Source organism: Agrobacterium sp. K11 (assembly GCF_059429395.1).
Genome location: NZ_JCAHRB010000002.1, coordinates 425876 through 445930 on the forward strand (window position 1 = coordinate 425876; position 20055 = coordinate 445930).

Here is a 20055-nt window from a genome sequence, read left to right on the forward strand (position 1 = left end):
CGCGAAATGCGTTGCAGAATGGAATGGCTGAAATGAAGAAATATTATTCGGATATGGGCGGTCTGCCGGGGCAGACGGAGCTGCTGTCGAGCAAGGCTGTTTTCAAGACTGCCTATGCGGTCATCCCCAAAACCGTCATGTCCGATATCGTGACGAGCGTGCTCCCGCACTGGACAGGGACCCGGGCCTGGATCATCGCCCGACCGATGACCGGTTTTTCCGAGACTTTTGCGCAATATATCGTTGAAGTGCAGCCTGGCGGCGGCAGCGAGCGGCCGGAGCCGGACGCAAGGGCGCAAGCGGCGATCTTTGTCGTTGATGGTGAAATGACCGTGGAGTTTGAGGGCGTGCAGCATGCATTGCGGACCGGCTCCTTCGCCTTCCTGCCCGCCGGCTCGCGCTGGCAGCTGCGCAATTCCGGCGCGGCACCGGTCAAGTTCCACTGGGTCCGCAAGGCGTTTCAGGCGGTGGACGGGCTGGAGCCGCCGCCGGCGATCTTCACGCATGAAGATGAACACGCTCTGTCGGCGATGCCCGATACGGACGGCAAATGGGCGACTACCCGGTTTATCGATCCCGACGACGTGCGTTACGACATGCACCTCAACATCGTCAGCCTGGAGCCGGGCGCTACCATTCCTTTCATGGAAACCCATGTCATGGAGCACGGTCTTTACGTGCTGGAAGGAAAGGCGGTTTACCGGCTGAACGAGGATTGGGTGGAAGTGCAGGCGGGTGATTTCATGTGGCTGCGCGCTTTTTGCCCGCAGGCTTGCTATGCAGGCGGGCCGGGCCGTTTCCGCTACCTGCTCTACAAGGATGTGAACCGCCACGTGAAGCTCTGGTAACGGGCGGAATCTTGGCGAAACCTAGATTTATCGCGCAATACGTTGGCTTGCGCGATAAAGGCTTGCGTTGGATCGAATATCCCTAATAAATCCAGATATGCGGTCAGTCATCGCTGTCTCGCACGATTTCGGCATTCGGCATCCGCCCTTATTATCCTGAAGAAGACTGCCCGTATGATTGAAACGATCGATACCAATATCTTCAATCTTGCCCCTGTGGCGATGTGGATCGAGGATTTCAGCGAGGTGAAAAGCCAGTTCGATATCTGGCGGGCGCAGGGCGTCGAGGATATCCGGGCGTTTTTGCTGGAAGATCTGTCGCGGGTGGCGGCGTGCTCGCAGAAAATCCGCGTCGTGCAGGTTAATGCCAAGACACTTGAACTGTTCGAAGCGCGGGACAAGGCGCATCTGATCGATAATCTGCACCGGATTTTCCGCGATGACATGCTTGAAAGCCATGTGAACGAGCTTTCCGAGCTTTGGGCTGGAAAAACCGAATTCATCAGCAACGCCGTCAATTACTCGATTGGCGGAAAGCGACTGGATATCCAGCTGCGCGGTGCGGTCATACCCGGCTACGAACAGACACTCGGGCGGTTGCTGCTGACCACAGAGGATGTGACGGAACGTGAGGAGGCTCGCCGCAAGGAGCTTTTCAACCGCCGTTATGCTGAAGGCATGTTCCAACATTCGCCTGTTTCCCTGTGGGTGGAGGATTTCAGCCGGGTTCGGCGTCTGATCGAGGAGGTCAGGGAACGCGGCATCATCGACTTCCGGGTGTTCATGGATGTGCATCCCGAATTCGTGCGCCAATGCATGAGCGAAATCCGCGTGATCGACGTCAACCGGGCAACACTTGACCTGTTTTGTGCGCCGGACCGCCAGGTTCTTTTGCAGCGGCTTGGCGATATTTTCCGTGGTGAAATGGAAAAGCCCTTCCGCGAACAGCTGATGGAGCTGTGGAACGGCAATCTTAACCATCATCGCGAAGTGGTGAACTACGCGCTGGATGGTTCAGAGCGGCACGTGCTGCTGCATTTCTCCGTTTTTCCGGGCCACGAACGCGACTGGTCACTGGTGCAGGTCGCGCTGACTGATATTACGGCGCGGAAAAAGGCGGAAGCCTATCTCGAATATCTCGGCAAGCACGATGTGCTGACCAAGCTGCACAATCGCGCCTTCTATTCGGACGAAATGAACAGGCTGGAACGCAGCACGATCCGGCCCGTTTCGGCCATCGTCATCGATCTCAATGGCCTCAAGGACGCCAATGACAAGCTAGGGCACGACGCAGGCGACGCACTGTTGCGGCGCCTTGGCGAAGTCCTGAACGGCGTCGTTACTGCGCCAAACCATGCGGCGCGCATTGGCGGTGATGAATTCGCCATCCTTTTGCCCGGCGCAGACAAGCAGATCGCCGCGGCGATGGTGGATACCATTTACGAACTGCTGAAGATCAACAACCAGTTCTACTCCAATGCGCCGCTTAGTCTTTCGCTGGGCGTGGCAACCAGCGAGGCCGGAGAGACAATGGAATCGCTGGTGCGCCGTGCAGACATGCATATGTACGAGCAGAAAAACGCCTATTACGCCGCGATGCGCAACAGGTCTGCCGACAACAGCGATACAACGAAGGCCTCCCCGCAACCGGAAGCCAGCTCCCTGAAGCGCCTTCTCTAGCCACAGGCATCCCATGGGTGCCTTGCCTCACTGAGGATTTTCAACGCTCTGCGGGACCATGGCCGCCTATTTTTTAGCCCTTAGGCACCATCGTCCTGGTCAAATTTGAGTGTATTCTAAAAGACCAGCGAAATTTGCTTTACGTACCTCAAAACGGACGTTAGCTTCTTCCCAAGAGCTTTGGGAGGAGTTCGTGCATGATGATTTCAAGTAAAATCGAGGGGCAAGATCCGTTCATTCGCACCGGGTACCGGTGACGACACATGGCTTTTGCTGAGGAATCTCCAGATCAGGTCCTTATACGGACTGTCGGGTTGTCCAAGTCTTTTGGTCCCGTCCAGGTTCTGAAGGATATAGAGATTGCTGTGCGCACCGGTGAAGTTCACGCCATCATTGGCGAGAACGGCGCTGGTAAATCGACGTTGATGAAACTGCTTGCGGGCAATGAGAAGCCTTCGAGTGGGGAAATCAGGATCGATGGCGAGGCAGTTACGCTGAGCGGACCTGTCGACGCCGAACATCGCGGCATCGTTCTCGTGCATCAGGAAATATTGCTGGCCCCGGATCTGACGGTGGCTCAGAACATCTATCTGGGCCGCGAATTGTGCAAAGGCCCGATGATGGACGACCGCGCCATGCGTGCCGGCGCCCTGAGGGCTATCGCCGATCTCGGCGGTACGATCGATCCCGATGCCGTCGTCGGCAGCCTGTCGATTGCCCAGCGCCAGCTGGTGCAGATAGCCCGCGTTCTGCTCGTGCCGCATCGCGTCGTCATTTTCGACGAGCCGACCGCAAGCCTCACGCCCATTGAAACCGATGCGCTCTTGAACGTTATCAGGGACATAAGGGCAAAGGGCGTGGCCGTGCTCTATATTTCGCACCGCCTGCCGGAGGTGAAGGAGATTGCCGACCGTGTGACCGTTCTGCGCGATGGCAGGTTGGTCGGCTCCCACCCAATATCGGCGCTTGAGCCTGCCGATATGGCGCGGTTGATGGTGGGACGCGATGTCGCCAAGCTCTATCCGGACAGGAACGCCGGCGGCGAGCACGAGCCTGTCTTGCAGGTGGAGCATTTCACCGTTCCCGGTTATGCGCAGGATGCCGGTTTCAGCCTGCGAAAGGGCGAAATCCTCGGTTTTGCTGGTCTCGTCGGCGCGGGCAGAACGGAGCTTATGGAGGGCGTGCTTGGCCTGCGTCCAGGGCGGGGGACGATCCGCCATCTCGGAAAGCCTGTGCATTTTGCAAAGGCGGAAGACAGTCTGAAGGCCGGTATCGTTTATCTGAGCGAGGATCGCAAGGGCAAGGGATTGCTGCTGACGAAGGACTTGCGGGTCAATCTCACACTCGCCTCGCTGAGGAAATTCAGCCGCCTGTTCCAGATCGATATCCGTCGAGAGAAGGCAGCGCTCGATGATGCGGTGCGTGATTTCGATATTCGCACGGGAAGTAAGGACTTGCTCGCGGGCCAGCTGTCCGGCGGTAACCAGCAAAAGCTGCTGCTCGCCAAGATGATGCTGCTCGATCCATCGATCGTCATCATCGACGAGCCAACACGCGGCATCGATATCGGCACCAAGGAACAGATCTACCGTTTCATAGCAAAGCTTGCAGACGAGGGCAGGTCGATCATCGTCGTGTCCTCGGAGATGCCGGAACTGATCGGCATCTGCGACCGCGTCCTTGTAATGCGCTCCGGCAGGATCGTCGGCGAGGTGACGGGGGAACGCATGACCGAAAACGATATCGTGGCACTCGCGACTGGCGTGCACACGCAGGAATTTGCCTGAGGGCTGATGTCCCGGCAGATTGGCCTGAAGAAAAGACAATTGAGGGGAAATATGACTGAGGCCGCACTTGATAACGGCAAAACGCCGAAGACCTCGAAAGACTGGGACCTGCGCGCCGTTGCGCCCTTTGTGGCGCTGGCTTTGCTGCTGGTTCTCGGCACCGTCGCCAATCCGAATTTCATCGGTATCGACAATCTGCTGAACGTGGTTACCCGCAGCGCCTTCATCGCCATCATTGCGCTCGGCGCCACCTATGTCATCACATCCGGCGGACTTGATCTCTCCGTCGGCGCGATGGTGGCTTTCGTTGCCAGCCTGATGATCCTGTTCATGAACAGTGGCGTTATTGCCAATCCGCTGGTGATGCTGCTGGCCGCCATGGCGCTGGCCATCGCCATCGGCGCCGCTTGCGGGCTTGCAAACGGCCTCATCACCACCATCGGCCGCATCGAGCCCTTCATCGCCACGCTTGGCACCATGGGCATTTATCGTGGGCTGACCACCTGGCTGTCGCAGGGTGGCGCGATCACGCTGCGCAACCCGGAAATCCAGACGCTTTATCGCCCGGTCTATTTCGGGAATGTGATCGGTGTGCCGGTGCCGGTCATCGTCATCTTCGTCACTGCCGCCATCGCCGCTTTCGTGCTTTACCGTACTCGTTACGGTAGGCATCTGACGGCGGTAGGTTCCAGCGAGGATGTGGCGCGTTACTCCGGTATCTCGGTCGTTCGCGTCCGCACGATTGCCTATGTGGTTCAGGGGGTTTGCGTCGCCGTTGCCGTCCTGCTTTACGTGCCGCGTCTTGCCTCCACTTCGGCCACTACAGGCATGTTGTGGGAGTTGCAGGCCATCACCGCCGTCGTCGTCGGCGGCACGGCGCTACGGGGTGGTGTGGGCCGCATCTGGGGTACGATTTGCGGCGCCTTCATTCTGGAAATCGTGGGCAACATCATGATCCTGTCGAACTTCGTCAGCGAATATCTGATCGGTGCCATTCAGGGCGCGATCATCATCATCGCCATGCTGGTGCAGCGTTCGCTCAGCCGCAGATAGCCGGACGATCGATGAGACATCTGGCCGCGCAATCTGGGGCATGCGCGGTTTAAACAGGAGGAACGCCCCGGTCTTGGGAGGAAGAGACTATGCGTAGAAAATTCATCGGCGTGGCATTTGTCGCGCTGGCTGCCGTTCTTGCGGGTTCTGCCCATGCGCAGGAGAAGAAGGTAACGATCGGGGTATCCATTCCGGCGGCCGACCACGGCTGGACGGCGGGCGTCGTTTACCATGCCGAACGGGTGGCAAAGCTTCTGATGAAGGAGCATCCGGGTCTGAACGTCATCGTCAAGACCTCGCCGGATGCCGCCAACCAGGCAAACGCGCTTCAGGATCTTGCCGTGCAGGGGCTGGACGCACTGGTCGTGCTGCCGTCTGATCCCGATCCGCTCGTCAACGCCATCAAGGAGATCAAGGACAAGGGCACCTTTGTCGCGCTCGTCGACCGCGCGCCGAGCGTCAACGACAATTCGATCCGCGATCTCTACGTTGCGGGTAACAATCCGGCACTCGGACAAGTGGCAGGCGAATACATCAAGAAAACCACGCCTGATGCGGAAGTGGTGGTCATTCGCGGTCTGCCGATCCCGATCGACCAGCAGCGCCAGGATGGTTTCGACAAGGGTATTGCCGGCTCCAGCGTCAAGGTTCTCGACCGCCAGTACGGCAACTGGAACCGCGACGACGCCTTCCGCGTGATGCAGGACTACCTGACCAAATACAAGAAGATCGACGTGGTCTGGTGTCAGGACGACGACATGGCCGTTGGCGTGCTGGAGGCAATCCAGCAGGCGAAACGCACCGATATCAAGTATATCGTTGCTGGCGCCGGTTCCAAGGACATGATCAAGCGCGTAATGGACGGCGACAAGCTAATTCCGGTCGACGTGCTCTATCCGCCGGCGATGGTGGCGACCGCCATGCAGCTTACGGCTGGTCATTTTTACGATCAGGTGCCTGTTGCTGGCGAGTATATTCTCGACGCTACGCTCATCACCAAGGACAATGCCAAGCAGTTCTACTTCCCGGATTCGCCGTTCTGATAAGCGGTTTCCGGCTAAGCAACGCCCGCTGAAAGGCAGGCGTTGCATCCGCACTCCTGCACCCCGGACCAGATTCGGGGTGCAGCGCGATCAGGTCGTTGATCGCGATAGAGTCCTTCATGGCGCGGGCGCGCCGCGGCTCGATGCCGGATTAAATACGGCATGACGAGGGGAAGGTCGGCGGAAACTATACCGCTCCCCCGCTCTTCATCCATTTTTCCTGAACCACGCCGAGAGATAATCCACGAAGCTGCGCACTTTGGCGGGAAGGTAACGGCGGTGGGGGTAGACGGCATATATGCCGCGGTCTTTGGAAATATAGTCGTCGAACAGGGTCACAAGCTCGCCGGACTGGATGAAGGGTCTTGCAATGAAGTCCGGCACCATGGCGATGCCAAGCCCTGCGCGGGCGGCCCGGAGTGTCGCCTGCGGACTGTTCACCTCGATCGGTCCACTGATGGTAACGGAGTTCGAGCCGCCATCCGCTTCAAGATAACGCACGGTGTTGTGGAAGCGGGTGTTGGTGTCGATGATGAAGGGCACGCGGGAAAAGTCCTGCGGACCATTGAGCGGGCCGTGTCTGGCGACAAAATCCGCCGTTGCTACTGCATAGACCCGGAAATCGGAGATCTTGCGGGCGATGAGGCCTGAATCTTCCAGACGCGTTATGCGAATCGCAAGGTCGAACCCTTCCTCGATCAGATCGACGAATCGGTCATCGGCGACGATTTCCAGAGACAGTTCCGGATTTTCCTTGGCGAAATCGATGAGGCTCTGGCCAACATCGGCGTCGATGAAGGTGCGCGGAACGGATATTCTGAGCTTGCCCTTCAGATCGGCATTCTTCTCGCGCACCAGATCGGCGAGGTTGTCGATCTCCTTCAAAATGTCAGAGGCGGTGCGGTAATACGTATGGCCGGCCTCCGTCAGCGAGAATTGCCGGGTGGTGCGGTTGAGAAGCAGTGCACCGAGATCATCTTCCAGCTCCCGGACATATTTGGACAAAAGCGCTTTGGAACGCCCGGTCTTGCGGGCAGCGGCGGAAAAACCCTCCGCTTCGACAACGTCGATAAAGGCGCGGATGCGGGTGAGCGTGTCCATGAAAATCCTCCGGTTCGTTCCATATAATTGAACGCTGAGGCGCGACTGTTCAACCCGTAAAATGGTTGCCGAAAAAATCCGCTATATGGTGAAAAAATCCTCTTGATTATGACGGCGAATATTCTTATCTCCCGTGCTGCCCAAAGTCGCACGTGCCCATGTGTGTCCGCCGAGTCCTCGATGTGGTGAGGAGTTCGGTAAGGTACCTGGAACTAACCCCTCCAGTCGCTATTCCGGCCAACCGGGAAATGCGAGGACATATGAAGCAACGACGGTGCGGGCCTTTCTGGTTCTCTGCCGGCTTTCCATCAGCCGGGGTACTGAAGAGGCACACCATCATTGCCTGAAGTGCGGTCGGGTCATTCCCTCCAATCGATGGCAGACAAAGCCGAATGATGCTCTGGCAGGGCGTCATTCATATTTGCGCCTTGAGCGTATGCTATCGATTCTGCGCCTCCACCGGCTGATTCGTATGCATATCTCGAGCGTCCTTTGTCCTCCGGATTTTCCGGAGCCGGTTTTATAGGGAATATATCGATGACGACTGCACGCATTCTCGATTTCATCAAGACCCGACGTCCCGAAGGCCCTTGCCTTGTCGTCGACCTCGACGTCGTGCGCGACAATTTCAACGCGTTCCGGCATTCCCTGCCGAACAGCGCGATCTACTATGCGGTCAAGGCAAACCCGGCTCCCGAAATCCTGAAGCTGCTTGCTTCGCTCGGCTCGAACTTCGATTGCGCCTCCGTGGCTGAAATCCAGATGGCGCTTGATGCAGGTGCAACGTCCGACCGGATCTCGTTCGGCAACACCATCAAGAAGGAACGCGATGTCGCCCGCGCTTACGCGCTCGGCATCGATCTCTTCGCCGTCGACAGCCATGAGGAAGTCGAGAAGGTTGCCCGTGCCGCTCCTGGCGCGCGCGTCTTCTGCCGCGTGCTGACGGACGGTGAAGGTGCCGAATGGCCGCTGTCGCGCAAGTTCGGCTGCGTACCGCAGATGGCTGTTGATGTTCTTGTCTATGCACATCAGCTGGGCCTCGAGTCCTACGGCGTTTCCTTCCATGTCGGTTCGCAGATGATGAATCTCGACGCATGGGATGCAGCGCTGGGCGATGCCAAGCGCGTTTTCGCGTCGCTGTCCAAGCAGGGTATTCACCTGCAGATGGTCAATATGGGCGGTGGTTTCCCGACCAAGTACCTGCGCGACGTTCCTGCTGCCGAAGAATACGGCCAGGCTATCGACACGGCGCTGCGCAAGCACTTCGGCAACCAGATCCCGAAGACGATCATTGAGCCGGGCCGTGGCATGGTGGGTAACGCTGGCGTCATCAAGGCGGAAGTTGTTCTCGTGTCGCGCAAGTCCGACAACGACAACCATCGCTGGGTGTTCCTCGACATCGGCAAGTTCGGCGGTCTTGCCGAGACGATGGATGAGGCTATCCGCTACCCGATCCGCACCGAGCGCGATCAGGACGAGATGGAGCCTTGCGTTCTGGCCGGTCCGACCTGCGACAGCGCCGACGTGCTGTACGAAAAGAACATGTACCCGTTGCCGGTCTCTCTGACCATCGGCGACGAGGTTCTGATCGAAGGCGCAGGTGCCTATACGACGACCTATTCGGCGGTTGCCTTCAACGGTTTCGAGCCGTTGAAAGCCTACGTCATCTGATCCGAACGCCGCCCGCTGAGTAAGGCGGCGTCTCGAACAAGCTTCCGTTCCGGCTTTGCCGATTGTGCTGTTGCGCAAATCCCTGCTTGCTGCTCCTCTTCCAGCCGAGGAAAGCGTGTCGGCGGGCCGGAACGGCTCCACCATTTTTGATCAAGGGCCGCGTGTGGGCGGTTGTGTGATGGAGGGCCGAGAGATGGCCGCTCTTCTGAATTCGGTACGTGCATTTTTCACCCCGCAGACATTTCATGTCGATCAGGAAAATCCGGGCGATGTCGTTGCCCGTGAAAACCTGCTCGACCGCGCCATGGGCGCTGGCCGCCGCCGCAAGTCTTCCGAAAAGCTGCGCGCCGGCCGAGTGCCAGCGGAAGGTCTGGCGCTCGTCGCCCGTGACGAGGACGGCCATGTTATCGGCACGGTGCGCCTGTGGAATGTCGAAGCTGGTATTTCGCGCGAAGGCCGCGCTGTCGAAGCGCTGTTGCTTGGCCCGCTTGCGGTTGATGCTGCCCATGAAGGCAAGGGCATCGGTTCGGCGCTGATGCGTGCAGCAATCTCCGAGGCAACCAAACGTGGCCATGGCGGCATTCTTCTGGTCGGCGACGCCGCCTATTATGAGCGCTTCGGCTTTTTTGCCGATAAGGCCCAGCACCTGATCATGCCCGGCCCGTTCGAGCGCAGCCGTTTTCTGGCGCTTGAACTCAAAGCCGGCTGGCTGGAAGGTGCGGCTGGTATGCTGGTCGCAAGCGGCCGCAGGCTCTCTGCCTGAGACGAGCCCTGTCACTGATATGAAACCCCGGCTTATTGCCGGGGTTTTTCTTTCTACCCTGTGGCCTGGCGGACGGCCTTTGATTGCCGATAATTTCCGAACATCTCTTGCGCAGTAGAATTTGCGGGTATATACCCGAGACAAATGCCAAACGATAGTTGTCACTGCATCCTGCTGCGCATAGCATCCCGTAAGGTCTCGTCCTATTACGACGAGGCGCTGGCGCCGCTTGGCGTTAATATCGGCCAGTTCAGCCTGTTGCGGAACATCAACCGCATGGCGCCGGTGTCGCTCACCGATCTCGCCGCGCGGGTGGAACTGGACCGCTCGACCGTTGGCCGCAATACCAAGGTGCTAGCCCGCATGGGGCTGGTGGCCATCGGCCATGGCGAGGATCAGCGCGAAGCGATGCTGACCGTGACGGAGCAGGGGCAGGAGATACTGAAAACAGGCGCGCCCCTCTGGGACGGAGTACAGGACGAAATCGAGGCCCGGCTCGGCCCGGAAAAAACCGCTCAATTGCAGGAACTACTCGCAGCCCTGTAATTTTTTTTGATGATAAAACGGGTATCTGCCCGCAATATAGGGTATATACCCGTAAAATTTCGGCCGCTGGCCGCTGGAAAGGGATTTCGAACATGCTCTCCACACGCCTTGCCAGCTGGATGGCCGACAGAAACATACATTATGGCTGGCTTGTTGCTGCAACCACCTTTTTGACGATGCTGGCAACCGCCGGCGCGATGGGATCGGCCGGGGTGATGATCCAGCCGCTGCATCAGGAGTTCGGCTGGGATATTGCCGATATTTCATCTGCCATGGCGGTCAGGCTGGTGCTCTTCGGCCTGCTTGGGCCCTTTGCCGCTGCCTTCATGAACCATTTCGGTATTCGCCAGGTCGTGTCGACGGCCCTTGCGCTGATCATGGGCGGCATCGTCGCCTCGTTCTTCATGACTGAGGTGTGGCAGCTGTTGCTGTTATGGGGCGTGGTGATCGGTGTTGGCACCGGCATGACGGCACTGGTGCTGGGCGCGACCGTGGCATCGCGCTGGTTTTCAAAGCGCCGGGGACTGGTGATCGGCCTGATGACGGCCAGCAACGCCACCGGCCAGCTGGTTTTTCTGCCTTTGCTCGCGGCGCTGACGGAGGCTTATGGCTGGCGCACCGCGCTGACGCTATCCGTTGCGGTGATTGCGATCGCCATGATTCTCGTGCTGCTCTTGATGCGTGACCATCCCGCCGATGTCGGCCTGCCAGCCTATGGCGAGACGGTGGTGGTAAAACCGCCGAAGCAGGACCACAAGTTTCTTGCAACACTGGCATCCCCGATACTGACGTTGAAGAGCGTGTCCGGAAACCCGGTTTTCTGGGTGCTTTTCGGTACGTTCTTCGTCTGTGGACTTTCTACCAACGGCCTTATCCAGACACACTGGATTTCCATCTGCGGTGATTTCGGGATGGCGGCGGTCACGGCGGCCGGCACGCTGGCTGTGATCGGCATTTTCGATTTCTTCGGCACCATCTTCGCCGGCTGGCTTTCCGACCGTTTCGACAACCGCTTCCTGCTCTTCTGGTTTTACGGTCTGCGCGGGCTGTCCCTGATCTATCTCTCCTTCTCGGGCTTCAGCTTCGTGGAGCTTTCGGTCTTCGCCGTATTTTACGGGCTGGACTGGGTGGCAACCGTGCCGCCAACGGTGAAGCTTGCCGCTGAGAGTTTCGGCCGCGAAAAAGCGGGCCTGGTTTTCGGCTGGGTGTTTGCGGGGCATCAGTTGGGGGCCGCCACCGCTGCCTTTGGCGCAGGTTTCTTCAAGAGCGACTTCGACACATACATGCCCGCACTGCAGATTGCCGGCGTGATGTGCACGATCGCTGCTGTCTCGGTACTGCTTCTCAAAAAGCCGGGTTCCGCGACTTTGGCACCGCAGGCCGCCTGAGATTGCGAAGGAGAAGGCTTGTGAAACAGGCCAACTTCCGACTGCCGGGCCCGCTATTGGCTAATCTGTTGCGTATTTGTCACGCTAAGCACCGACTAGCTGCCCTGGCTTATCGTTCGCCTTTCGGTTTGATCCATCTCAATCCGCTCACCTCTCCCTTCGCGATAGTGGCAGTAGCGGCTGCGGCAAGCGAGGATTCGCGAAGGCCCGCCGCCATCAGCCGGTTTCCCGGGCTTGCCCGGCTGCGGCGCGCGATAGGAGAGATGGAATGACGAACAGGAAGAAAAAAACCGCCTTGCTTGCCAGTGTGACGGTGAGCGTCGCGGCGATGCTGATGTCGGCCAACGCGATGGCGGCAGATCTGGCCCCGCCGGCACCAGCCCCCACCGCTGAAGAGGCGATTGCGGCGGCGAGCCCATGGATGCTGCGCGTGCGTGGTCTCGGGGTCATTACCCATGACAGCGGCAGCGTTGACGGTGTGACGGGTGCGGGTCTCTCATATTCGGATACGGTTATTCCTGAACTCGACATCAGCTATTTCTTCACCCCGAATATCGCTGCCGAACTCATCCTTGGCACCACATACGCCAAGATCAACGGCGAGGGTGTGCTGGCCGGCACGCCGGTGGGCAAGACATGGTTGCTGCCGCCGACGCTGACCCTGCAATATCACTTTACTGATTTCGGCGCCTTCAAGCCCTATATCGGCGCGGGCGTGAACTATTCGATGTTCTACAACCAGTCCGAAAAACCCGGCTTCAGCAATCTTGATGTCAAGAACAAGTTCGGCGCGGCCGTGCAGGTGGGTTTCGACTATATGCTGGACGAACATTGGGGCGTGAACTTCGACGTGAAGAAGATTTTCCTGAAGACCGACTGGACCGCAGAACTTGGCGGCACGCCAATCAGCGGAAAAGCGAAACTCGATCCCTGGTTGATCGGTGCGGGTATCACCTATCGCTTCTGACCCCTTGGCCTCGCGCCGTCGCTGCCTTTGACGGGCGGCGCTTTCTGAGCTATATGGACGGCCACGGGCAGAAGAGCCCCGGCCGTTCGCAGGCGTTTACGCCCTTGGTGAAGCTCTTTTTGGAATAACGGTCATCCCCATGTTTTGCATGTCGTCGATGGCAACGCGAACCCCTTCGGAAAAATTCGGCATGCGCATGTTGGAGAACCGTTATGAACGTGTCCAAACCGCTTCCCGCGCTTGAGGGACTGAAAGAGCAGGCAAAACGGCTGCGCGCCGCCCTTGAAGGGCAGGGGCAGGCAATCACCCATTCAAAGGCGCTTGAACTCATCGCCGCGCAATATGGCTTCCGCGACTGGAATACCCTGCATGCCACGGCGGGAAACCGTCCCGCATTCAATCCCTATCTTCTTGGTTCTCGGGTGGAAGGCCTCTATCTAGGCCAGCCCTTCGTAGCATCCGTTCTGGGCGTGCAAACGCTAGGCGGCGACCCGGAACGCTACCGGCTGACCCTGCATCTCGACGATCCCGTGGATGTGGTTACCTTCGAAAGCTTCTCGGCTTTCCGGCAGCGTATCCACTGCAATATCGATACGTCCGGACGTACCGTGGAGAAAACCTCCAACGGTAGGCCACAGGTTGAGCTGGTCTGGTAGTCCGAGCACCCGCCGAGAGGCGGGTGTCTCCTTATCCTTCGTAAGACCCTAAATCCGCTTCCCCGCCGCATCGAACAGATGGAAGTCCTTCGCCTGGGCGGCAATCCGCAGGTTCTCGCCGATGCCAAGCTGCGAACGGCCAGGAACGCGGAAGACGATGGTGGTGCCGTCGGTGAAGGAGCCATGCACGTAGCTTTCCGCGCCCACCAGTTCCACGGCGTCCACCCGCACGGTGCCAGTGAAAGCGGCATCGGGAGCTTCTGTTTCCGCGAGCGTGATGTCTTCCGGACGGATGCCCAGTGTTGCGGTGGTTTGCGGCAGCGCGCCTGATCCATTCACCGACCACCCGGATGCGCCGTTAGCCGATGGGGTGCCGTAGGGCAGGAGGTTCATAGAGGGCGAACCGATGAAGGTGGCGACGAAGGTGGTGGCCGGTTTTTCGTAAAGCTCGATCGGAGTGCCGATCTGCTCGATGCGGCCGGCATTCAGCACCACGAGGCGGTCGGCCAGCGTCATGGCTTCCATCTGATCATGGGTTACATAAACGCTGGTGGTGGCGAGAGAGCGTTGCAGGCGGCGGATTTCGACGCGCATCTGCACGCGCAGCTTGGCATCGAGGTTGGACAGCGGCTCATCGAACAGGAATGCGGCGGGCTTGCGCACGATGGCACGGCCCATCGCCACGCGCTGGCGCTGGCCACCCGAGAGCTGGCGCGGCCTGCGCTCCAGATATTGTTCGATTTCCAGCGCCTTGGCTGCCTCGGTGATACGCCGGTCGATCTCGTCCTTCGGCGTGTTGCGGTTTTTGAGGCCATAGGCGAGGTTCTGCCGCACTGTCATATGCGGGTAAAGCGCGTAGTTCTGGAACACCATGGCAATATCTCGGTCTGACGGTTCGAGATCGTTGACGACGCGGTCGCCGATGACGATCTCACCGCCCGATATGCTTTCCAGCCCGGCGATCATGCGCAGCAATGTTGATTTTCCGCAGCCGGAGGGGCCGACCAATACGATCATCTCGCCATCGGCTATATCCATCGATACGCCCTTGATGGCGTCGACATTGCCGCCGTAAACCTTGCGGACGTCTTTCAGCGCAATTTTTGCCATTACTTCTCGGTCTCCACCAAACCTTTGACGAACCAGCGCTGCATCAGCACCACAACGATAATCGGGGGGATGATGGCGAGGATCGCCGTCACCATCACATAATTCCAGGGCGTCGAAGCGTCGGTGAAATCCACCATGCGCTTGAGGCCGATGATGATTGTGTTCATCTTGGCATCGTTGGTCACGAGCAGCGGCCAGAGATACTGGGTCCAGCCATAGATGAACAGGATCACGAAGAGAGCTGCGATATTGGTTTTCGACAGCGGCAGCAGAATATCGCGCATGAAGCGGAACGGCCCTGCATTGTCGATACGAGCCGCCTCGACCATTTCGCCGGGAATGGTCAGGAAAAACTGCCGGAACAGGAACGTCGCCGTCGCGGACGCCATCAGCGGAAGCGTCAGTCCCGCATAGGTATCGATAAGCCCGAGGTCGACGATGACCTTGTATGTGGGCAGGATACGCACCTCGACCGGCAGCATGAGCGTGATGAAGATCATCCAGAAGAAGCCCATGCGGAAGGGAAAACGGAAAAACACGATTGCGAAAGCCGACAGGAAAGAAATGACGATCTTGCCGATGGCAATGGCGAGCGCCACCACGAAGCTGTTGAACAGCAGCCGTTCAAGGCTGACGCCGACCACTCTTTCGACGCCGCCGACCATGGCGTCTGTATAGTTTTCACCAAGATGGTCGCCGGGCAGCAGCGACATCGGTGGGCGAATGATGTCATTCGACGTCATGGATGACGCGATGAAGGTGTAGTAGATCGGGAAGGCCACGATGATGATGCCGAGAACCAGCATCAGATGGGCGATCACGCGGGCGACCGGGCGATTTTCAATCATCAGGAAATCCTCAGCCGTAGTGCACGCGCTTCTCGACGAAGCGGAACTGGAAGGCGGTCAACGCAATGACGATCACGATCAGAATGACGGATTGCGCGGCGGAAGAGCCGAGGTTCAGGTTAACGAAGCCATCATTGTAGACCTTGTAGACCAGTGTTTCCGTCGCCTTGGCAGGGCCGCCGCCGGTAACTGCGTGGATGATGCCGAACGTATCGAAGAAGGCATAGACGGTGTTGACGACCAGCAGGAAGAAGGTTGTCGGCGCCAGCAGCGGGAAAACGATAGTCCAGAAGCGCCGCGAACCACGTGCGCCGTCAATGGAGGCCGCCTCCAGCAATGATTTCGGAATTGCCTGCAAGCCTGCGACAAAAAACAGGAAATTATAGCTGATCTGCTTCCATGCGGCGGCTGCGACCACGAGCAGCATGGCCTGATTGCCGTTGAGCAGCGGGTCCCACATGATGCCGTTGCGGCGCAGGATATAGGAGAAGGTTCCCATGGCCGGATTGAACATGAACAGCCAGAGCATGCCAGCGACGGCGGGTGCCACAGCATAGGGCATGATCATCATGGTGCGGTAAAAACCCTTGCCGCGCACCACGCGGTCTGCCGCCGTTGCCAGAAGCAATGCCAGCCCCATCGAGACAAGTGCGGTCAGGACGCTGAAAATAACCGTGACGTGCAGCGCGTTCAGATAGCTTTCATCCGAAAGTACGGCGGAAAAATTGGCCAGCCCGACGAAATTGCTGTTCAGCCCGAAGGCATCCTCGCGCATGGTCGACTGGTAGAGCGCCTGACTTGCGGGCCAGAAGAAAAAGATCACCGTCAGGATGATCTGTGGCGCGACCAGCAGATAAGGCAGGATCTTGTTGGGGAATACGACGCTTTGCACGGCGATCTCCTGATGAAATGGGAATACCGCCCGCACCGGGTAAGGATGCGGGCGGGGGCAGGGATCGTTTAGTTGCCGGTTGCCTGCTTGATGGCCGCGTCACCGCGCGTGACAATCTTGTCGAGTGCGGATTTCGCGTCCTGCTTGCCGGCCAGCATCGCCTCGAACTCTTCGTTCATGATGTCGCGGACCTGCGGCAGGTTCACGAGGCGCACGCCCTTGGAGTTTTCTGTCGGTGGCTTGCCCATCATCTGCAGAAGCGGCGTTTCGCGGCCGGGATTCTTGTCATAGAAGCCGGATTTCTTGGTTTCCTCATAGGCCGCGATCGTTACCGGCATGTATCCGGAGACCTGATGCAGACGAGACTGGATCTTGGTCTGGGAAAGGAAATGGAAGAACTCGGCCACACCTTTATATTCGGCATCGCTCTTGCCGCCGAAGACCCAGAGGCTCGCGCCGCCGGGAATGGTGTTCTGCGGACCATGACCCTCGTAATAGGGAAGCTGGCCGATACCGTAATTCATGCCGGTCTTGATGATATCGCCAAGGCCACCGGAGGATTCGGTAAGGATGCCGCATTCGCCGGACATGAACAGCTGCTTGGCTTCCGAAGTGCGCCCGCCGTAACGGAAGGTGCCGTCTTTCGCAAGGTCGGCAATGGCCTGGAAGTGTTCGACGAAGAGCGGCGCGTTGACGGCAAGCTTCACATCGGTGCCGCCCAGCCCGTTTTCATTGCTGCCATAGGAGACGTTGTTCCATGCGGCAAAGTTTTCGGTCTGGATCCAGGTCAACCATGTTGAGGTGAAGCCGCATTGGGCAGCGCCGCTTGTCTTGATCTTCTTGGCAGCTTCGAAAACCTCCGGCCAGGTCTTCGGCGGATTTGCCGGGTCAAGGCCTGCCTTCTGGAAGGTGTCCTTGTTGTAATACAGGATCGGTGAGGACGAATTATAGGGGAAGGACAGCATGGTGCCGTCAGGCTTGGAATAATAGGCGACGATGCCGGCCAGATATTCGTCCTTGTTGAAGGTGTAGCCACCTTCCTTCAGTACTTCCGCCACCGGTTTGATTGCGCCGGCAGCACCCATCATCACGCCGGAACCGGCGTCGAAGACCTGAATGATCGCCGGCGGCTGCTTGGCGCGGAAGGCCGCAATGCCCGCATTCAGGGTTTCCGGATAGGTGCCCTTGAAGACGGGCATGATCTTGTAGTTTGTCTGGCTATCGTTGAACTCTTTCGCGAGCGCGTCCACGACCTCGTTATTGGCGCCGGTCATGGCATGCCACCACTGAATTTCCGTCGCGGCGAACGCGTTCGATGTGACAAAAAACGAAAGTGCAGATGCCGCAGCAAGACGGTAGCTGAGTTTTTTCAAGGCGATTCCTCCCATTTTAAAAACAGTAAAAGATACAGCCCCTTATTGCAGCCTATCCTCCTCGATATAGCTGCGGGCGAGCTTTTCTGTATTAGCGGTCTGATTTAAAGCGAACTCTAATGAAAATGCAATAGATGGTGGAACGAAAAAAACGAAAGTGAACGAAACGGTTTTATTATTCCATTTTGGGTCCGCTTTGGTTTTTTCGTGTGCTTGTGGGCATGGCTCGGGACGGGATACCGGAAGCGGTCTGCCGAGGCCATGTTCAAGAGGAACTTCTAACAAGGGGTATTGATATGTTATTACATTACGTATTAAGTCTCTCCAAGATTTGCTGCTTGAAGGTGCGGATGTGTTCGGAATGAAGCGGAAGAAGGCGGTTGCACCAGAAGACGTCTCGTCTGTCACCCCATCCACCGGAACGGTGCCTGTCACACTGCTTACCGGCTTCCTGGGGGCGGGCAAGACCACGCTTCTGAACGAGCTTCTGAGCGAACCGGAAATGCGTGGTGCCGCCGTCATCGTCAACGAATTCGGTTCGGTGCCCATCGATCACGGCCTGGTCCGCACCGGTTCGGAGCGTTATTTCAGGACCACGACCGGCTGCATCTGCTGCACCGCCACCAGCGATATCCGCACCTCGCTTTACGAGTTGCATCAGGCCTTTCTGGAAGGGGTGGTGCCGGAAATATCGCGTGTCGTCATTGAAACCACCGGCCTTGCCGATCCTGCGCCGATCATCAACAGCCTGATTCCCGGCGGTACGCCTGCCGCCGGCCTGCGCGACCATATCGTCGCCCGCCACTTTCATCTCTCCGGTGTCGTTACTGTTTTCGACATTACCTCCGGCCAGGCGATGCTCGACAGTTTCATCGAGGGCTGGAAACAGCTTGCCTTTGCCGATCACATTGTTTTGACCAAAACCGATCTCACTGACGGGGCGGAGATGGGCTGTGAGAGCCTCTCCGATCTCAATCCTGCCGCGCGTCTGCATGACCGCAACGCGCGCGACTTCAATCTGATGTCGCTGTTTGCGCCGGCGGATTATTCGTTGCGTAACAAGCCGGAAGACGTGACGGGCTGGCTTGCCGCCGACAGGCTCCTCCTGCATGCCGCGCACGGGCACGATATCAACCGTCATGGTGCGGGGGTAGAGGCATTCGATTTGACGTTCGATGGGGCTTTCGATCCGCAGGCGATCGTTACCTTTCTCGAACTCGTCACCAGCAATGTGCATTCCGGTCTGCTGCGGCTCAAGGGAATTTTCGGTGCGACGGATGATCCGGACGGTCCAGTGGTCGCCCATGCCGTGCAGCACCGGCTTTATCCGCTGAGCCGTCTTGAAAGCTGGCCGGATGGCAACCGTGCAACCCGTGTTGTCCTCATCGGCATGGATATGCCGCAGCAGCCGATCCGCGATCTTTTCGAGGCATTGGCCTCGCAGGCACCAAGAAGGGTTTCCCGATGACGGCAAGAGCAAATCCGCTTGCACGCAGCGGCTCTGCAATAGTCTCTAAGGCCCGTCTTGTGAAACACTGGACGCGGGAACTGCTTGCCCTCCGCGAAGACGAGATCGTTTCCGTCAACGAGATTGCCTGCGTACAGCCGGATTGCCCACCGAAGGAAACGGTAATCCTCGTTTTGTCCGCATCCGGCGAAACCCGGCAATTCTCAATTCACCAGGCGCTGCTGGATATAGAGCGTGATGATATCGTCAGATCCGTCGCCGCCAATCCGCCGTAAGGCCATCTGTATCGAACGCCATGGCGCTTGACGACAGGTGTCGTCATCCGGCACTTCAGGAGCAGCGGGATTCGCTAAATGTGAAGGGTACGGAATGGCCGATCTGGCGGTATATGCGGGTTTGTTTCTGACGGCTTTTGTCGCGGCAACCATCCTGCCCATGCAGTCGGAGGCCGCACTTGCCGGCCTGATCCTTTTGAAGTCCCAGCCGGTCTGGCTGCTGGTTACTGTTGCCAGCGCCGGCAATGTCGCCGGATCCCTCGCCAACTGGCTGCTCGGCCGTGGCATCGAACGCTTCCGGCATCGGCGGTGGTTTCCTGTGGGGGAAGCCGCGCTGCAACGTGCCCAGAACTGGTACAGGCGTTATGGCAAGTGGTCGCTGCTGCTCAGCTGGGCGCCGCTGATCGGCGATCCGCTGACGGTTGCGGCCGGCATCATGAAGGAGCCGCTGCCGGTTTTCCTTCTGCTTGTTACCATTGCCAAGGTTGGGCGTTATCTTGTGCTGACGCTGGTGACGCTGAATTTTCTTTGAATTGCGTTGCCGAGACCTTCTCCCCGGCGGGGAGAAGGCGAAAGAGGCATCCGC

At 58.4% G+C, this 20055-nt stretch carries 19 protein-coding genes; 14 read left to right on the plus strand and 5 right to left on the minus strand.

The features are described 5' to 3' along the window. Window positions 1–23 precede the first annotated feature (23 nt). The 5 genes from AC5SEO_RS03570 (at window position 24) to AC5SEO_RS03590 (ending at window position 6411) form a co-directional block, all read left to right on the plus strand. Window positions 24–848 carry a bifunctional allantoicase/(S)-ureidoglycine aminohydrolase gene (locus AC5SEO_RS03570; RefSeq protein WP_025595774.1) on the plus strand — a complete coding sequence of 275 codons (825 nt, stop codon included), beginning with the start codon at window positions 24–26 and terminating at the stop codon, window positions 846–848. A gap of 174 nt (window positions 849–1022) precedes the next feature. Next, window positions 1023–2528: a sensor domain-containing diguanylate cyclase gene (locus AC5SEO_RS03575; RefSeq protein WP_003510668.1), complete on the plus strand. Its 1506-nt coding sequence runs from the start codon at window positions 1023–1025 to the stop codon at window positions 2526–2528. A 263-nt stretch (window positions 2529–2791) separates the two neighbouring features. Beyond that, window positions 2792–4315 (plus strand): sugar ABC transporter ATP-binding protein, encoded by a 1524-nt coding sequence (locus AC5SEO_RS03580; RefSeq protein WP_174068796.1) that lies wholly within the window; start codon window positions 2792–2794, stop codon window positions 4313–4315. A 51-nt stretch (window positions 4316–4366) separates the two neighbouring features. Then, window positions 4367–5368 (plus strand): ABC transporter permease, encoded by a 1002-nt coding sequence (locus AC5SEO_RS03585; RefSeq protein ID WP_174068795.1) that lies wholly within the window; start codon window positions 4367–4369, stop codon window positions 5366–5368. Between the two features lie 89 nt (window positions 5369–5457). Beyond that, complete coding sequence (locus AC5SEO_RS03590) at window positions 5458–6411, plus strand: substrate-binding domain-containing protein (RefSeq protein WP_003510665.1); 954 nt, start codon at window positions 5458–5460, stop codon at window positions 6409–6411. A gap of 207 nt (window positions 6412–6618) precedes the next feature. On the opposite strand, the gene AC5SEO_RS03595 is transcribed toward AC5SEO_RS03590, so the two are convergent. Further along, a complete protein-coding gene (locus tag AC5SEO_RS03595; RefSeq protein WP_003510664.1) occupies window positions 6619–7512 on the minus strand; it encodes a LysR family transcriptional regulator in 894 nt (297 codons plus the stop codon). Window positions 7513–8049: 537 nt separating this feature from the next. On the opposite strand from AC5SEO_RS03595, the gene odc2 reads away from it, so the two are divergent. From odc2 to AC5SEO_RS03625, 6 genes are all read left to right on the plus strand, one after another. Then, the gene (odc2, locus tag AC5SEO_RS03600; RefSeq protein WP_003510663.1) at window positions 8050–9183 is read left to right on the plus strand and encodes an ornithine/lysine decarboxylase; all 1134 of its coding nucleotides are present in this window, start codon (window positions 8050–8052) and stop codon (window positions 9181–9183) included. Between the two features lie 193 nt (window positions 9184–9376). Beyond that, window positions 9377–9946, plus strand: a complete 570-nt coding sequence (locus tag AC5SEO_RS03605; RefSeq protein WP_013761478.1) for a GNAT family N-acetyltransferase — start codon at window positions 9377–9379, stop codon at window positions 9944–9946. Window positions 9947–10090: 144 nt separating this feature from the next. Beyond that, window positions 10091–10492 carry a MarR family winged helix-turn-helix transcriptional regulator gene (locus AC5SEO_RS03610; protein ID WP_174068794.1) on the plus strand — a complete coding sequence of 134 codons (402 nt, stop codon included), beginning with the start codon at window positions 10091–10093 and terminating at the stop codon, window positions 10490–10492. A 92-nt stretch (window positions 10493–10584) separates the two neighbouring features. Beyond that, the gene (locus tag AC5SEO_RS03615) at window positions 10585–11880 is read left to right on the plus strand and encodes an MFS transporter (protein ID WP_174068793.1); all 1296 of its coding nucleotides are present in this window, start codon (window positions 10585–10587) and stop codon (window positions 11878–11880) included. 268 nt (window positions 11881–12148) lie between these two features. Then, entirely contained in the window at window positions 12149–12847 is a 699-nt protein-coding gene (locus tag AC5SEO_RS03620; protein WP_174068792.1) for an OmpW/AlkL family protein, read from the plus strand. Window positions 12848–13059: 212 nt separating this feature from the next. Beyond that, on the plus strand, window positions 13060–13503 hold the full coding sequence (locus AC5SEO_RS03625) for a glyoxalase superfamily protein (RefSeq protein ID WP_003510652.1): 444 nt from the start codon (window positions 13060–13062) through the stop codon (window positions 13501–13503). Window positions 13504–13551: 48 nt separating this feature from the next. On the opposite strand, the gene AC5SEO_RS03630 is transcribed toward AC5SEO_RS03625, so the two are convergent. The 4 genes from AC5SEO_RS03630 to ugpB form a co-directional block, all read right to left on the minus strand. Next, complete coding sequence (locus tag AC5SEO_RS03630; protein WP_174068791.1) at window positions 13552–14613, minus strand: sn-glycerol-3-phosphate import ATP-binding protein UgpC; 1062 nt, start codon at window positions 14611–14613, stop codon at window positions 13552–13554. Next, the gene (gene ugpE, locus AC5SEO_RS03635) at window positions 14613–15461 is read right to left on the minus strand and encodes a sn-glycerol-3-phosphate ABC transporter permease UgpE (RefSeq protein ID WP_003510648.1); all 849 of its coding nucleotides are present in this window, start codon (window positions 15459–15461) and stop codon (window positions 14613–14615) included. The genes AC5SEO_RS03630 and ugpE overlap by 1 nt, the downstream gene beginning before the upstream one ends. A gap of 10 nt (window positions 15462–15471) precedes the next feature. Then, complete coding sequence (gene ugpA / locus AC5SEO_RS03640) at window positions 15472–16353, minus strand: sn-glycerol-3-phosphate ABC transporter permease UgpA (RefSeq protein WP_495363722.1); 882 nt, start codon at window positions 16351–16353, stop codon at window positions 15472–15474. Window positions 16354–16421: 68 nt separating this feature from the next. Beyond that, window positions 16422–17732, minus strand: coding sequence for a sn-glycerol-3-phosphate ABC transporter substrate-binding protein UgpB (gene ugpB / locus AC5SEO_RS03645; protein WP_025595901.1), 1311 nt, complete (start codon window positions 17730–17732; stop codon window positions 16422–16424). 355 nt (window positions 17733–18087) lie between these two features. Between ugpB and AC5SEO_RS03650 the strand changes: the two genes are divergently transcribed. From AC5SEO_RS03650 to AC5SEO_RS03660, 3 genes are all read left to right on the plus strand, one after another. Beyond that, entirely contained in the window at window positions 18088–19194 is a 1107-nt protein-coding gene (locus tag AC5SEO_RS03650; RefSeq protein ID WP_495363723.1) for a CobW family GTP-binding protein, read from the plus strand. Continuing rightward, entirely contained in the window at window positions 19191–19469 is a 279-nt protein-coding gene (locus AC5SEO_RS03655) for a hypothetical protein (RefSeq protein WP_013761449.1), read from the plus strand. The genes AC5SEO_RS03650 and AC5SEO_RS03655 overlap by 4 nt, the downstream gene beginning before the upstream one ends. A gap of 94 nt (window positions 19470–19563) precedes the next feature. Further along, window positions 19564–20001, plus strand: coding sequence for a YqaA family protein (locus AC5SEO_RS03660; RefSeq protein ID WP_003510639.1), 438 nt, complete (start codon window positions 19564–19566; stop codon window positions 19999–20001). The last annotated feature ends 54 nt before the right edge of the window (window positions 20002–20055 follow it).

Excerpts from the sequence above, each read along its gene's own strand:
- AC5SEO_RS03610 (WP_174068794.1), top strand. The coding sequence starts at position 10,091 with ATGCCAAACGATAGTTGTCACTGCATCCTGCTGCGCATAGCATCCCGT.
- AC5SEO_RS03655 (WP_013761449.1), top strand. The coding sequence starts at position 19,191 with ATGACGGCAAGAGCAAATCCGCTTGCACGCAGCGGCTCTGCAATAGTC.
- AC5SEO_RS03620 (WP_174068792.1), top strand. The coding sequence starts at position 12,149 with ATGACGAACAGGAAGAAAAAAACCGCCTTGCTTGCCAGTGTGACGGTG.
- AC5SEO_RS03615 (WP_174068793.1), top strand. The coding sequence starts at position 10,585 with ATGCTCTCCACACGCCTTGCCAGCTGGATGGCCGACAGAAACATACAT.
- AC5SEO_RS03630 (WP_174068791.1), bottom strand. The coding sequence starts at position 14,613 with ATGGCAAAAATTGCGCTGAAAGACGTCCGCAAGGTTTACGGCGGCAAT.
- odc2 (WP_003510663.1), top strand. The coding sequence starts at position 8,050 with ATGACGACTGCACGCATTCTCGATTTCATCAAGACCCGACGTCCCGAA.
- AC5SEO_RS03625 (WP_003510652.1), top strand. The coding sequence starts at position 13,060 with ATGAACGTGTCCAAACCGCTTCCCGCGCTTGAGGGACTGAAAGAGCAG.
- AC5SEO_RS03650 (WP_495363723.1), top strand. The coding sequence starts at position 18,088 with ATGAAGCGGAAGAAGGCGGTTGCACCAGAAGACGTCTCGTCTGTCACC.
- AC5SEO_RS03585 (WP_174068795.1), top strand. The coding sequence starts at position 4,367 with ATGACTGAGGCCGCACTTGATAACGGCAAAACGCCGAAGACCTCGAAA.
- AC5SEO_RS03660 (WP_003510639.1), top strand. The coding sequence starts at position 19,564 with ATGGCCGATCTGGCGGTATATGCGGGTTTGTTTCTGACGGCTTTTGTC.
- AC5SEO_RS03595 (WP_003510664.1), bottom strand. The coding sequence starts at position 7,512 with ATGGACACGCTCACCCGCATCCGCGCCTTTATCGACGTTGTCGAAGCG.
- AC5SEO_RS03580 (WP_174068796.1), top strand. The coding sequence starts at position 2,792 with ATGGCTTTTGCTGAGGAATCTCCAGATCAGGTCCTTATACGGACTGTC.
- AC5SEO_RS03590 (WP_003510665.1), top strand. The coding sequence starts at position 5,458 with ATGCGTAGAAAATTCATCGGCGTGGCATTTGTCGCGCTGGCTGCCGTT.
- AC5SEO_RS03605 (WP_013761478.1), top strand. The coding sequence starts at position 9,377 with ATGGCCGCTCTTCTGAATTCGGTACGTGCATTTTTCACCCCGCAGACA.
- AC5SEO_RS03570 (WP_025595774.1), top strand. The coding sequence starts at position 24 with ATGGCTGAAATGAAGAAATATTATTCGGATATGGGCGGTCTGCCGGGG.
- AC5SEO_RS03575 (WP_003510668.1), top strand. The coding sequence starts at position 1,023 with ATGATTGAAACGATCGATACCAATATCTTCAATCTTGCCCCTGTGGCG.
- ugpE (WP_003510648.1), bottom strand. The coding sequence starts at position 15,461 with ATGATTGAAAATCGCCCGGTCGCCCGCGTGATCGCCCATCTGATGCTG.